The 12,710-nt window shown below is 57.0% G+C and carries 11 protein-coding genes and 1 tRNA gene; 5 read left to right on the top strand and 7 right to left on the bottom strand.

The window, feature by feature from the left end:
* Nucleotides 1-57: 57 nt before the first annotated feature.
* On the bottom strand, nt 58-1,059 hold the full coding sequence (locus tag CPA54_RS06120) for an RluA family pseudouridine synthase (protein ID WP_081562808.1): 1,002 nt from the start codon (nt 1,057-1,059) through the stop codon (nt 58-60).
* Here CPA54_RS06120 and CPA54_RS06115 point away from each other — a divergent pair.
* A complete protein-coding gene (locus CPA54_RS06115; RefSeq protein WP_232086369.1) occupies nt 1,043-1,468 on the top strand; it encodes a DUF6476 family protein in 426 nt (141 codons plus the stop codon). The genes CPA54_RS06120 and CPA54_RS06115 overlap by 17 nt on opposite strands.
* A 23-nt stretch (nt 1,469-1,491) precedes the next feature.
* On the opposite strand, the gene CPA54_RS06110 is transcribed toward CPA54_RS06115, so the two are convergent.
* Nucleotides 1,492-1,818 carry a helix-turn-helix transcriptional regulator gene (locus tag CPA54_RS06110; RefSeq protein WP_249085847.1) on the bottom strand — a complete coding sequence of 109 codons (327 nt, stop codon included), beginning with the start codon at nt 1,816-1,818 and terminating at the stop codon, nt 1,492-1,494.
* A gap of 154 nt (nt 1,819-1,972) precedes the next feature.
* Here CPA54_RS06110 and CPA54_RS06105 point away from each other — a divergent pair, with 154 nt between their 5' ends.
* On the top strand, nt 1,973-3,058 hold the full coding sequence (locus tag CPA54_RS06105; RefSeq protein ID WP_249085845.1) for an alkene reductase: 1,086 nt from the start codon (nt 1,973-1,975) through the stop codon (nt 3,056-3,058).
* A gap of 72 nt (nt 3,059-3,130) precedes the next feature.
* Here the strand turns inward: CPA54_RS06105 and rlmB are convergent, their stop codons facing one another.
* The gene (gene rlmB, locus CPA54_RS06100) at nt 3,131-3,934 is read right to left on the bottom strand and encodes a 23S rRNA (guanosine(2251)-2'-O)-methyltransferase RlmB (protein WP_249085843.1); all 804 of its coding nucleotides are present in this window, start codon (nt 3,932-3,934) and stop codon (nt 3,131-3,133) included.
* Between the two features lie 75 nt (nt 3,935-4,009).
* Between rlmB and CPA54_RS06095 the strand changes: the two genes are divergently transcribed.
* Nucleotides 4,010-4,095 (top strand) — tRNA-Tyr (locus CPA54_RS06095).
* Between the two features lie 68 nt (nt 4,096-4,163).
* Here the strand turns inward: CPA54_RS06095 and CPA54_RS06090 are convergent.
* Nucleotides 4,164-6,071 carry a P-loop NTPase fold protein gene (locus tag CPA54_RS06090; RefSeq protein WP_249085841.1) on the bottom strand — a complete coding sequence of 636 codons (1,908 nt, stop codon included), beginning with the start codon at nt 6,069-6,071 and terminating at the stop codon, nt 4,164-4,166.
* A 161-nt stretch (nt 6,072-6,232) separates the two neighbouring features.
* Between CPA54_RS06090 and CPA54_RS06085 the strand changes: the two genes are divergently transcribed.
* Nucleotides 6,233-8,791 (top strand): excinuclease ABC subunit A, encoded by a 2,559-nt coding sequence (locus tag CPA54_RS06085; RefSeq protein ID WP_408902146.1) that lies wholly within the window; start codon nt 6,233-6,235, stop codon nt 8,789-8,791.
* Between the two features lie 43 nt (nt 8,792-8,834).
* Here the strand turns inward: CPA54_RS06085 and CPA54_RS06080 are convergent, their stop codons facing one another.
* The 3 genes from CPA54_RS06080 to CPA54_RS06070 form a co-directional block, all read right to left on the bottom strand.
* A complete protein-coding gene (locus CPA54_RS06080; protein WP_249085839.1) occupies nt 8,835-9,902 on the bottom strand; it encodes an NAD(P)-dependent alcohol dehydrogenase in 1,068 nt (355 codons plus the stop codon).
* Nucleotides 9,903-10,004: 102 nt separating this feature from the next.
* The gene (locus CPA54_RS06075; RefSeq protein WP_249085837.1) at nt 10,005-10,961 is read right to left on the bottom strand and encodes an AraC family transcriptional regulator; all 957 of its coding nucleotides are present in this window, start codon (nt 10,959-10,961) and stop codon (nt 10,005-10,007) included.
* Between the two features lie 46 nt (nt 10,962-11,007).
* The gene (locus CPA54_RS06070) at nt 11,008-11,595 is read right to left on the bottom strand and encodes an NAD(P)H-dependent oxidoreductase (protein ID WP_043558122.1); all 588 of its coding nucleotides are present in this window, start codon (nt 11,593-11,595) and stop codon (nt 11,008-11,010) included.
* Nucleotides 11,596-11,888: 293 nt separating this feature from the next.
* Here CPA54_RS06070 and CPA54_RS06065 point away from each other — a divergent pair, with 293 nt between their 5' ends.
* Nucleotides 11,889-12,704 (top strand): response regulator transcription factor, encoded by an 816-nt coding sequence (locus tag CPA54_RS06065; RefSeq protein WP_052348896.1) that lies wholly within the window; start codon nt 11,889-11,891, stop codon nt 12,702-12,704.
* The last annotated feature ends 6 nt before the right edge of the window (nt 12,705-12,710 follow it).

Below are 12,710 nucleotides of genomic sequence, written 5' to 3'. Positions count from 1 at the left end.
CTATTATTCTTTAATTGATTCCTGCCGAGAGTCAAACTTAATAAAAAGTCAGGTGCTTCACCCTTCCGAGAGAGCTTCAATCAGGGTCTGGAGATCATCAGGGAGAGGGGCGGAAAAAAGCAGTTCTTCCTTTGTTCGTGGGTGGGTAAAACCCAGAGTGGCGGCATGAAGGGCCTGACGGGGGAAGTCGAGAGCCTGATGGCGCACGTTCACGGGCAGTTTGCGGGCCGCTGCCGGGACACGACGCAGATAGACCGGGTCGCCCAGCAGGGGGTGGCCATTATGGGACAGGTGGACACGGATCTGATGCGTCCGTCCCGTGGCCAGCCGGCACTCCACGAGCGATACCCCCGCATGAAAAGTTTCTTTCGTCGTGAAGCGTGTCAAGGCGTGTTTGCCGCCATTAGGGACGACGGCCATGCGCTTGCGGTCCCGCTTATCCCGTCCGATCGCCCCTTCAAACTCGCCTGAAGGCGGAAGGAGACCCCACGCCAGGGCGAGATAGGCCCGTTCCATCGTACGGGTCGCAAAGGCTTCGGACAGGGCTTCATGGGCGAGGGGGGTTTTTGCAACGACCATCACGCCGGATGTGTCCTTGTCCAGCCGATGGACGATGCCGGGGCGTTTTTCCCCGCCAATCCCTTCAAAGTCCGGCCCGCAATGGCCAAGAAGGGCATTGACGAGTGTACCTGTTTCATTGCCGGGGGCGGGGTGGACGACCAGCCCGGCTGGTTTGTCCAGCACGATGAGGTCCCTGTCCTCAAACAGAATGTCCAGCGGGATGCTTTCGGCCTGCGGGCGGGCCGGTTCTGGCGGGGGCAGGCGCAGCTCCAGCGTCATTCCCTCCCGCAGGGCGAAGGCGGGGTCTCGCCGGGGGGTGCCGTTGCAGGTAAGGTGGCCCGTCTCAATCAGGGCTTTGACACGGGAGCGGGAGAGGGTACCGATGGCGTCTGCCAGCATACGGTCGGCCCGCTGCCCTGTCTGCTCGGGCGTGATGGTGAATGAGAAGAGAGCGGGCGCATCCGCAGGGAGAGAATCGGAGATGAGTGAGTCGGACATGGCCCCCAATCTAGTCGAGCCGGGACAAAACAGCGAGTCGAACCCGCCACGCACGCCCAGGGCTCTGGTGGCGGCTGTCATCATCATGGGGGTGATGATCATTCTGGGGACGGTCCTGCTGGTGGGAATCATCATTCATCGGATGATGAACCACTCTTCGGCTTCACCCGCTCCGGCGGCTTCCGAGCTTTCACGGGCAGCGGCAGGGCCTGCTTCTCTGGCAGGGCCAGCCCTGCTGAAACTGCCCAGGCAGGCGGATGAGCAGGTCATGGCCGTCACGGCCCGCCCTGATGGCCTTCTGGCCGTCACGCTCAAGACAGGGCAGGGCGATGCCCGCATCCTGCTCTGGCAGCCGGAGCAGGCCCGCCTTGTGGCGGAATTGGACCTGACGGGGCCTGCCGCTCATTGATGGGGACGGCCCTCGTTGGAGGGTCAGTCTTTCTCTGGAAACTCTGCCGGACATTCCCGCAGGATGGAGACCATCAGGCCGGGGAAGCGGTCCTCCAGCACGTCAAGACGAAGCGTGTTGCGGTGCTGGACCCCTTCCACACGGGTGTGCAGGATGCCGGCCTCCCGCAGGACCTGAAAATGGTGCGACATGCTTGATTTTGGCCTGCCACGCAGAAGGGTCGTGCAGTTGGCTTCCTTCAGGCCGTGCAGGTGGCAGATGATGCCCAGGCGGACAGGGTCCGCCACGGCCCGCAGAAGGGGCAGGAGGGTGATGTCTTCCGGGGCGGGGTGATGATACAGCGCAGCCATGAGATCGTGTATCGGGAGTCGGGGGGCTGTTTGTCAAGGTTTCATTGTTCTATGTTGATAGAACAAAAAGGAAGTGTTAGCGTTTGAGAAGAACGGGCGGTGACACCATGTGTCCCTGTCTCCCGTCTGGTCATGTTTTTCAGGAGAAAACACCATGCCAACACTTTTCGATCCCATCTCCTTCGGGTCCATCAAGGCGGCCAACCGTGTCGTCATGGCACCGCTCACACGGGCACGGGCAGGCAAAGATGCCGTACCGACACCCATCATGGCAGAGTACTACGCTCAGCGGGCCAGTGCCGGTCTGATCATCTCCGAGGCGGTGGGCATTTCCCGTCAGGGGCTTGGCTGGGCCTATGCCACGGGTATCTGGAATGAGGAGCAGGTGAAGGGCTGGAAGGCCGTTACCGATGCCGTGCATGAAAAGGGCGGCAAGATTGTCTGCCAGCTCTGGCACATGGGGCGGATGGTTCATTCCTCCGTTACAGGCGAGCAGCCAGTGGCACCGTCTCCCTCAACGGCACCGGGGCATATTCATACTTATGAGGGCAAGGCCCCTTATGAGGAAGCCCGTGCGCTGCGTCTGGATGAGATTCCGGGGATTGTGGAAAGCTATGCCCATGCGGCCCGCAATGCGATGAAGGCCGGTTTTGATGGTGTGCAGATTCATTCTGCCAATGGCTATCTGCTGGATGAGTTCCTGCGGGACAGCACTAATCACCGGACGGACGCTTACGGCGGGTCTGTTGAGAATCGTCTGCGCCTGCTGCGTGAGGTGACGGAAGCTGTCATCAAGGAAGTTGGGGCCGAACATGTCGGCGTCCGTCTTTCTCCGAATGGGGAAGTGCAGGGCACGATTGATAGCAACCCGGAGGCCGTCTTCATCCCGGCGGCAAAGATGCTGAATGATCTGGGCGTGGCGTGGTTGGAACTCCGTGAGTCCAACCCGTCCAGCACCTTCACATTTGCTGGGGCTACGGAACAGCCGAAATTGTCACCGGAAATCCGCAAGGTCTTTACCCGTCCACTGGTGCTGAATCAGGAATATACACGGGATGAGGCCCTGAAGGCCGTGGCGGATGGCAGGGCTGACGCCATAAGCTTTGGTCGTGCCTATATTGCCAACCCGGACCTCGTGCGCCGCCTGAAGGACGATCTGCCGCTTCAGGATGATGACATGGCGACATGGTATGGCCCGATTGGAGCCAAGGGCTATACGGACTATCCGTTCGCTAAGTGATGGCCGATAGTATCGCTTGAGAGCGGGGGGGTGACCGGGTTATCCGGTCCCACCCCGTTTTTGTGTCTGGGATCAGTCCAGCGGGCGGGTCAGCTCGTACAGGGCAACGGCGGAGGCGTTGGAGACGTTCAGGCTCTCCATCGGGCCGGACATGTGGATGGAGGCGATTTCATCGCAGGTTTCCCGTGTCAGGCGGCGCAGGCCGGCCCCTTCGGCCCCCAGAACCAGAGCCACACGGCGGTCGCCGAGCTGGTTGCGGTCCAGCCTTGTGCCGCCTGCATCCAGCCCCACGACCCAGAACCCGGCTTTTTGAAGGCCCTGTAGGGCACGGGAAATGTTGGTCTCCCGGATGATGGGCACGACATCCAGCCCGCCGGAGGCCGCCTTGGCCATGGTGCCGGTTTCATCAGGTGTATGGCGGTCCTGCACCAGAAGGGCAGCGGCCCCGAAGGCGGCGGCCGAGCGCAGGATGGCCCCGATGTTGCGGGGGTCCGTGACCTGGTCCAGCACCAGAATGGGGCCGGGGCGGTCGATGACATCCACGAGGGCGGGATTTTCCAGTGGTTCGACATTCAGGCAGACGCCCTGATGTACGGCGTCTTTCCCGCAGAGGGCATCCAGCTCTTCCCGGCTGACGATGCGGGGCTGATGGGCCGTCTCGGGCAGGGAGTCGGCGGCTTCCTTTGTCGCCAGAAGGCTGTAGATGACCCGTGCAGGGTTGAGCAGGGCGGCCTCCACGGCGTGCTGGCCGTAGATCCAGTAGCCCTTGCCCGTGGCGGGGGCACCGTGCCGGGTCGTGCTGCGGCGGGAGCGGTTGCGGGAGAGATTCTGCGCCTCGGGCAGGGCCACACGGCGGGAGGATGATTTTCTAGCCATAAGTCTTTGTATAATCTTTCTGGCTCGCATTGACATAGCAGTAAATGCATATTATCACACGCACATCCTGAGTTCGGAGGGGTGCCCGAGTGGCTAAAGGGGGCGGACTGTAAATCCGCTGGCGTACGCCTACGTTGGTTCGAATCCAACCCCCTCCACCAGGTGGTTTTTTCCTGAAAAATTTGGTTAACTGGCCTCATACTGTCATGGATGAGGATATTTACCTTTTTTAGGTTGTTTTTATCCGGTCATAGAGGGTTAGCGCATCACGTTTCAGTGTTTCTCGGTGTAGCGGGTGTGTATGTTTGTGGTTTATCAGTTCTATTAGTTTTTGATGTAGTTGTTCAAACCATTCTTTTTCGGGATGAAGAGGGTTTGACGTATTCTGGGACTGTTTGAAACGGTGGTTTAGTGTTGAAAATGCCATGTCTCTACTATAACCAATAAGGTCATTAAGAATTTCTAAGAAATATGATGGGTCTATTTTATTAAGAAAGGGATTTTCTGTAAGGTAGTTGTAGTTATTATATTTTATCATACCAAGAAGTTCTAACGCTTTTTCTTTTTTAATTTTATATTTTACATAATTTTCTACATTAATTTTGATGAAATGATTCTTTTCTTTTGAGAAGAAAAGTAGTATCTCCTTAAAAGATTCACTACCTCTTTCGATATACATTAGACTGTGGCTGTGTTCGTTAAGAAAAATTCTGTCAACATAGGCTTCTATATCTTTTTCTTGATTAAAGAGGCGTTTTTTGAAGTGTCTCTTTATATATGTTTCTAGTGTACTGATTGGTTCTTCATTGAATGGTGAAATGTTAAGGCGTGCCAACATAAGGTAAATATCACACATTTTAATTAATTCGTAGTCATCTTGTACATTTAATTCATGAAATTCTTCTAAAAATTCCTTTAATAATTTGTTGTACTCATTTTTATCGTATTGCTGATAAGAATGTATTTTCTTATAGGCTGGAATGTAAATTTCATTTGATATGATATTTGAGAGATATGAGCGTTCATCAGGATTTAATATGCCATTTTTTATGAATTGATACATAATGCGAACTGTATTTTGTTGATCTTTCATCATAGGAAAATAAGGTTTTTCTCTTATTTTTGAGTGTTTTTCTTTGATATTTTCATAATATTCGTCAGAAAATATATCTTTTGCAAATTTTTCATTAAAATCGAACAACATTATATGATGAAGATCATCAAATGTATTTTTATTTATGGAATTTTCTATAATAACACCGTAAAGAATAGATAGAACATTTAGTATATTTCTAGCGCATACTATATTATCAATTTCTTTATATGTGTATTCTAAGAGGTCTTCTCCAAATGTTTTAAAAAAATCAATAACTCTTAAATTGTTGCAGGAAGATTTGATAATTAAATCGTAAATGTATTCCTTATTTTTTTCAATGAATGAAATAAGTATACTTTTTTTATTTTCTGTAATGAATTTTTTGAATGTTCTTTCTATGTCAGGCGTCAGGTGTAAAGAAAGATAGATAGTTTTCTCTTTTACACGGTCATATCGGTCTCTCTCTACCTCACTATCAGCAGCAATGTCTTTCTCATTGGCAACAAGAATGACACGGTCTTCGTGGGATTCCACCAAAGGCTGTACGAGGGCCAATATGTCGGATACGGGCATTTTTGCACGTTCCACGTCATCGAAGACGAGAATGCGGTTTCTGAATATCCTGTCTTTGTTTCCTGTATTGTCCGGAATCCCCAGAACAGCTGACAGGTCAGCCTTTCCGTTTTCCAGATGATGAAGGTCAATCTTCAGTGTGCTTTTCAGAAGTCCTTTGAAAACGACTTTTCCAAGCTCTCCTATCTTGCCTCCCAGTATGGGATGCATGGCCGCATAGATGGCTTTGGTAATTTCTTCGGCGTCCTGAATCCCGTAAAGGGATACATAGATCATGCCCAGTTCTTTGTCTGATATGCGGTTTTTTTTCTTTTCTTCAAAAAAGCGTTTTATGAACCACGTTTTGCCACAGCCCCATGCGCCATCCAGCATAAGTGCGAAGGGAGGTCTGCTGGCTCCGTAACAGTATTTATCAAGCACCTTGGCTATGTTGGCATTCGGACCAGCCCATTCGTAATCGTCAGTCATTCGGTGAGGTATTCCTTAACAGTGTAAACTTTACCTTTTTGTGCCGAAGGTAGGAGAAAAAAGATGTCCAGGCACGAAGCTGGGCGTCATTTTGCAGGCATGAGGCCGGTGTAAGATATGCTAATCTTGCCACTCTGCTAACGAACGGTCGGGAGGCTGTCATGGCCGGAACATCATCATCAGATCATCATGTCAGTTCCCTGCAAAGTCATGGATCGGAGCCGCACGGCATGATTCGTGTGGAAGGCGCACAGGAGCATAACCTGAAGGATGTCTCGCTGGAGGTTCCACGGGGCTGTCTGGTGGTGTTTACCGGTGTGTCCGGGTCGGGCAAGTCGTCCCTGGCGTTCGGGACGCTCTATGCCGAGGCGCAGCGGCGGTATCTGGAGACGGTCGCTCCCTATGCACGGCGGCTGTTCCATCAGCTGCCTCCACCGAAAATCCGCAGCATCGAAGGGCTGCCGCCCGTCATCGCCCTTCAGCAGCAGGCGGGCACGAGCAGCCGGTCATCCGTGGGCAGCGTGACGACCCTCTCCAATCTGCTGCGTATGCTCTATTCCCGGGCAGGGACGTATCCGGCTGGTGCGCCCATGCTGGAGAGTGACGATTTCTCCGCCAATACGCCGCAGGGGGCCTGTTCACGCTGTCAGGGCACGGGATGGCTCTATGACGTCGTGGAAGAAAAGATGGTGCCCGACCCGACGCTGACCCTGCGGGAAAAGGCCGTGGCCGCATGGCCCGGTGCGTGGCAGGGGCAGAACCTGCGGGACATCCTCATGATGCGTGGGGTCGATCTGGACACGCCGTGGCAGGACCTGCCCAGGGAAACACGGGACTGGATTCTGTACACGGATGAAACCCCGACAGAACCGATCTACCGGGGTCTGAACTATGCCGAGAGTCAGGCGGCCATGAAGCGGGGAGAGCCGGCGACCTATCAGGGCACCTTCGCCAGCGCACGCCGCCATGTGATGCAGAGTTTTCACGGCTCAAAGAGTGCGAAGATGCGTGCCCGTGCGGCGACCTTCATGCAGGCGACACGCTGCCCGGTCTGTCACGGTGCCCGTCTGAAGCCTGAAGCCTTGGCCGTGACGTTTGCGGGGCAGGATATTGCGGCCCTGTCTCACCTGCCGCTGGAACGGCTTCATGCCGTGCTGAAAGACCAGCTGGCAGGAGAGCGGCGGGATGATGCGCAGGGGCGTGTGATTGAGGAAATCGGCACGGCCCTGCTCCGGCGGCTGGAGATACTGCTGGAGCTGGGGCTGGGCTATCTTCAGACGGACCGGACCGTGGACAGTCTTTCCCCCGGCGAATATCAGCGTCTGCGGCTGGGGACGCAGGTCCATTCCGCCCTGTTTGGCGTGGCCTACGTGCTGGATGAACCCGCCGCCGGACTGCATCCGGCGGATATCGAGGCCCTGCTGAACGTGCTGGCCCGTCTGCCCCGGGCCGGAAACTCCCTGCTGGTCGTGGAGCATGATCCTGTCGTCATGCGGCGGGCGGACTGGCTGGTGGATATTGGTCCCGGTGCGGGCAGCCATGGCGGGCAGGTTCTTTACAGTGGCCCGCCGGATGGCCTGCGGCAGGTGGAGGCCTCCCGCACAAGGCCTTATCTCTTTGCCCCGCCGCCTCTGGAGCGTGGTCCCGGCCGACAGGTGGAGCGGTGGCTCCAGCTTGAGGGCATCACATGGCGGAACATGAAGGACCTGTCCCTGAAGCTGCCACTGGGTGTTCTGGTGAGCGTGACGGGTGTTTCCGGTTCCGGCAAGTCCAGTCTGGTCAGTCAGGCTCTGGTAAGCCTTCTGGGGCGTGCGCTGGGCCAGAAGGTCGAGGAAGCGGACGAACCGCAGGATGGTGACGACACCACGCCTCTGGCGGACGAGGCCGTGGAGGCCCAGCCGGAAGGGCGTATCGTGGCAGGGCTGGAGCATGTCCGGCGTCTGGCCATCATCACGCAGAAGCCCATCGGGCGGACGTCACGCTCCAATCTGGCGACCTATACGGGCATTTTTGACCAGATACGCAGGCTCTTCGCCGCAACGGAAGCCGCCCGCAGGGCGAAGCTGGATGAAAGCTGCTTCAGCTTCAATGTGGCCAAGGGACGGTGCCCGCATTGTGAGGGGCTGGGGACGGTCTCGGTCGGTCTTCTCTTCATGCCCGGTGTGGAGGCTCCCTGTCCGGTCTGTCACGGGGCACGCTACAGGGATGAGGTGCTGGCCATCACGCTGCGGGAGAAGAACATTGCCGACGTTCTGGCCATGACCGTTGAGGAGGCCTGTACCTTCTTTGCTGGAGAAGGGGCACTGGCCCGCGGGCTGGAAACGCTGGAGCAGTCCGGCCTTGGCTATCTCCGTCTTGGCCAGCCTGCACCGGAACTGTCCGGCGGTGAGGCGCAGCGGCTCAAGCTGGCAACGGAACTGCAGAAGCGGCGGCCCGCCCCCATGCTGTATGTTCTGGATGAACCCACGACCGGCCTGCATCCCTCTGATACGGACAGGCTGCTGGGCCAGCTCCAGACATTGGTGGAGCAGGGGCACAGCGTGGTTGTGACCGAACATAACATGCGTGTGGCGGCGGCGAGTGACTGGGTGATCGACATTGGCCCCGGTAGTGGGGAGAAGGGCGGGAAGATCATTGCCTCCGGCCCGCCGGGGGAGGTGGTCAGGAACCCTGAAAGCCGGACAGGGCCGTATCTGCGGGAGGTGCTGGCCGGAGCGTGACGGGGTGGCCCCGCCGGGGTTCGGTCCCGGCGGGGGTGGTCGGTCAGTCGGTCTTCAGTGTGGTCATGTCGATCACGAAGCGGTAGTGCGTGTCGCCCTGTTCCAGCTGGCGGAAGGCCTCGTTGATGTCCTGCATGGCGATGGTCTTCGTGTCGGGCAGGATGTTTTTGCGGGCACAGAAGTCCAGAAGCTCCTGCGTTTCACGGATGCCTCCGGCGAGCGAGCTGGTGATGTTGCGGCGGCCATAGACCAGCGGCAGGGTTGAGAGTGCCGGTATGGGGCCGACCTGCCCGACAAGGGAGATCGTGCCGTCCACATCCAGCAGGGACAGGTAGGGGTTGATGTCATGCTCCACCGGTATGGTGTCGATGATGAGGTCAAAACGGCTGGCCGCTTCCTGCATGGCCTTTTCATCGCCAGAGGCGAGGAAGCTGTCTGCCCCCAGGGCGAGGGCTTCCTGTTTTTTCTTCCCGCTGCGTGAAAGGACGGTGACTTCCGCCCCGAGTGCGGAAGCCAGCTTCACGGCCATCTGGCCCAGCCCGCCAAGGCCGATGACGGCAACCCGTGATCCGGGCCCGGTACGCCATGTCCGCAGGGGGGACCATGTGGTGATGCCAGCACAGAGCAGCGGTGCCGCCCTGGAGGCATCCAGCCCTGCTGGCACTTTCAGGACGAATTCCTGCCGGGCGACGAGGTGCTTGGAATAGCCGCCCATGTTGGGAGTTCCGTCCACGGCATCAATGCCACCATAGACCCCATTCATGCCGATGGGATATTTCCTGTCCTCCCGGCAATACTGTTCCTCACCTTTGCGGCACTGGTCACATGTCATGCAGCTGTCCACCATGCAGCCGACGGCAACGATGTCCCCGGCCTTGTGGCGGGTCACCTCCGGGCCGACCTCCAGCACGCGGCCGATGATCTCGTGGCCGGGAATGGCCGGATAGGGCGTATGGCCCCAGTCATTGCGCACCCAGTGCAGGTCGGAGTGACAGACCCCGCAATAGAGGACCTCCATCACCACGTCATTGGGGCGGGGATTGCGGCGGTCAAAATGGAGGGGGGCGAGAGGGGCCTCGGCAGAGGTGCAGGCAAAGCCAATGGTGCGCATGGGATCATCCTTCCCTGAAGAGCGGCGATTGAACGGGCCAGCTGCGAGCCTATGGAACGTTAACCTTCTGTTCAATCTTTCAGGAGGGATGGCAGGTCTGCTTCAGAACCACACATCTTCATGCTGGGCCGTATAGGCATCCACGCCCATGCGGCGGATGTGCTGGAGGTCGGCCTGGGGCGGGCGGGCGAAGGTTTTCCTGTACTCACGGCTGAACTGGGAGGGACTGTCATATCCTACCTGAAAGCCTGCGCTGGCAGCGCTCATCTCTTCATGCACCATGAGGCGGCGTGCTTCCTGCAGGCGCAGCTTCGTGCGGTACTGGACGGGCGTCATGCCTGTCAGCTCTCCGAAGCGTTTGTAGAAGCTGGACTGGCCCATCCCGGCGATCTTCACCAGCGTGCCGATCTCGAACCGTTCCTGAAAATGGTGGCGCAGATGGATGATGGCCCTGTTGATGCGGGAGAGGTCACTCTGGAGGTGCGCCGTTTCCTGAAGGACATGGCCTTGTTGGCCATGAAGAAAGAGATAGAGGAGCTCCTTCTTGTAGAGCTGCGCCAGAAATTTCTGATCGCTATTCCGGGCGAGCAGCCCTACCAGGCGCAGCAGGGCATCCAGCAGGTCGTCGGTGATCCGGCTTACGCCCATGGCGGATATGGGAGAGCTGTTCTCTTTTCGGAGGGCCAGTTTCCGGGTCTGACGGCTGAGGGCGGACTGGCTCTCCCGGAGGAGCTGCTTCATCTCCGTGGAGGAGAAGCTGATGCACAGGGCCAGATAGGGTCTTTCCGCCGAGGCCCTGGTGATCTGGCCGGAAACGGGCAGGTCCAGTGTGGAGATCAGATACTCGCCTTCTCCATAGGGCAGGGGCTGGTCATGGAGGTGAAGGATTTTCTGCCCCTGCACGACGATGTAGATGCGGGGTTCGTAAACGACCAGAACGGGATCGGTCACGGTCCCGGTGCGATAGAGGGTCAGGAAGTCGAAAGCCGTATGGGTGACTTTTTCCGGGCAGTGGCGGCTGACAGCCGCCTGGAGGGCGGCGAGTCGGTCCTGTGGCATGGTGCAGTCTTTCTCTGTGCCGGTTGTTCCTGACCCGTGGAGCCGGTCAGGCCATGATGATGACCTGCTCGATATGCCGCCGGTAGGCAGCCTCCATGGCTGGGACATCCGGGTTCTTCATGACATCCGTTGCCAGAAAGGTGGGCAGGCGGTCCATGCCGAGAAAGGCATGGGCCCGATAGAACGGGAAAAGCACGGCATCAATACCACCGCCGCCGAAGAACTGGTCCCTGTCTTCGAAGGCTTCAAGTGGGGCATTCCACGTGGTGGATACCATGAAGCGTTTGCCCTGTAGCAGGCCACCAGAGCCATAACGCTTTGAGGGATCGTGTCGGCTGCGGCCATCATTGCTGTAAAAAAGGCCATGTGCCTGTGTGAAAACCTCATCCATATATTTTTTCAGAGGCCACGGCGTGCCCATCCACCATCCCGGAAACTGGTAGATGACGATGTCCGCTTTCTGGATCGCCCGGATCTCGCTTTCGACATCATAGCCTTCATCAATGACGGTCTGGCTGACGGACAAACCGTGTTCCTGAAGGCAGGTTGCGGCAAGATTCTGGAGGGTCTGGTTCAGTTTTCCGGCAGAGTGGGCAAAAGGTTTCGCCCCGTTGATGAGGTGGATGTGGGTCATTGGGGGACTTTCATGAGGGTTGTGAAGATGTCCAGTTCATTAATCGGAACCGCTGGTGTCAAGGGGAGAAAATGGCCTTTAGTGCTTTGTAAAAGGACATGGAATTGCCATAATCTCATGGGCTTTGTGGCAGCATTTTAACGAATTTAAAGGAATATTTTGATTGCATTTAAAAGATGGAAGGATATTTTAATGTCGCGTTAGCATTATGTCTTGATAATGAGGAGTACGAAACGATGAAGAAAAGGAAAACTTCCATGAGGTTGATCTGCGTTGGTGATAGTCCAAAGAATATGGACGGACGGCCTTGCTCCACTCTTTCTGAAGCGGTTTCTGAAGGAGGAATCTTTCTGCGCATTTCTGGCAGGGAAGGCGTGCTGAGCGCCCTGCGCAATGATCAGTCCGATGTGGCCGTCATCCAGCAGACCAACCCGGATCCGCTTCTGATCAGAACGATTCGCAACAACCGCTTCAGCCTGCCGATTCTGGTCATTGCCCGGAATCTGACAGCCCACAACGTGGCCGAGGCCCTTGCCGCTGGTGCTGATGACTGCGTGCCCATCACGGTAGGGCCGGTAGAACTGCTGGCCCGGCTGAAGGCGATTGTCCGGCGTGTCATGGATCATGGCGTGACCAGCCAGATCATCACGGTCGGCCGTCTGACGGTGAAGGAAGACACCCGTGAGGTGCTGGTGGATGATGACCTCCTGCCGCTGACACAGGGTGAATATGACATCATGTCCCTCATGGTGCGTCGTCGGGGTAGCCTGCTGAACAAGGCCGCCATCCTGTCCACCCTGTATGCCGGGCGGGAGAAGCCCATCAGCAAGACCATCGATGTCATGGTCTGCCGCATCCGTCAGAAGCTGCGGGCAAGAGGTATCCAGAAGCCCTTCATCACGAGCTGGGGCATGGGGTATCGGCTGAATGAGGAAGCCTTCCTGCCGCTGGGTGCCCGTGCCGAGGATGAGTGCAACCCTGTCCAGCAGGCCATCCGTGAGGCCAGCATGCCCGTATCGGCGGGTCTGGGTGTGACAGCCATGGCAGGCGAGGCGGAAAGCCGTCGCACTGTGGAGAAAGCCGCCAGACAGCCGGTTCATCAGGACTGATAACGG

This window comes from Parasaccharibacter sp. TMW2.1890 (assembly GCF_023337645.1).
GTDB classification, from domain to species: domain Bacteria; phylum Pseudomonadota; class Alphaproteobacteria; order Acetobacterales; family Acetobacteraceae; genus Bombella; species Bombella apis.
This window is presented reverse-complemented; position numbering and strand designations above follow the sequence as displayed.

Coding starts and splice junctions, on each gene's coding strand:
- CPA54_RS06115 (WP_232086369.1), top strand. CDS start 1,043: ATGAGTGAGTCGGACATGGCCCCCAATCTAGTCGAGCCGGGACAAAAC.
- CPA54_RS06120 (WP_081562808.1), bottom strand. CDS start 1,059: ATGTCCGACTCACTCATCTCCGATTCTCTCCCTGCGGATGCGCCCGCT.
- CPA54_RS06110 (WP_249085847.1), bottom strand. CDS start 1,818: ATGGCTGCGCTGTATCATCACCCCGCCCCGGAAGACATCACCCTCCTG.
- CPA54_RS06105 (WP_249085845.1), top strand. CDS start 1,973: ATGCCAACACTTTTCGATCCCATCTCCTTCGGGTCCATCAAGGCGGCC.
- rlmB (WP_249085843.1), bottom strand. CDS start 3,934: ATGGCTAGAAAATCATCCTCCCGCCGTGTGGCCCTGCCCGAGGCGCAG.
- CPA54_RS06090 (WP_249085841.1), bottom strand. CDS start 6,071: ATGACTGACGATTACGAATGGGCTGGTCCGAATGCCAACATAGCCAAG.
- CPA54_RS06085 (WP_408902146.1), top strand. CDS start 6,233: ATGGCCGGAACATCATCATCAGATCATCATGTCAGTTCCCTGCAAAGT.
- CPA54_RS06080 (WP_249085839.1), bottom strand. CDS start 9,902: ATGCGCACCATTGGCTTTGCCTGCACCTCTGCCGAGGCCCCTCTCGCC.
- CPA54_RS06075 (WP_249085837.1), bottom strand. CDS start 10,961: ATGCCACAGGACCGACTCGCCGCCCTCCAGGCGGCTGTCAGCCGCCAC.
- CPA54_RS06070 (WP_043558122.1), bottom strand. CDS start 11,595: ATGACCCACATCCACCTCATCAACGGGGCGAAACCTTTTGCCCACTCT.
- CPA54_RS06065 (WP_052348896.1), top strand. CDS start 11,889: ATGGACGGACGGCCTTGCTCCACTCTTTCTGAAGCGGTTTCTGAAGGA.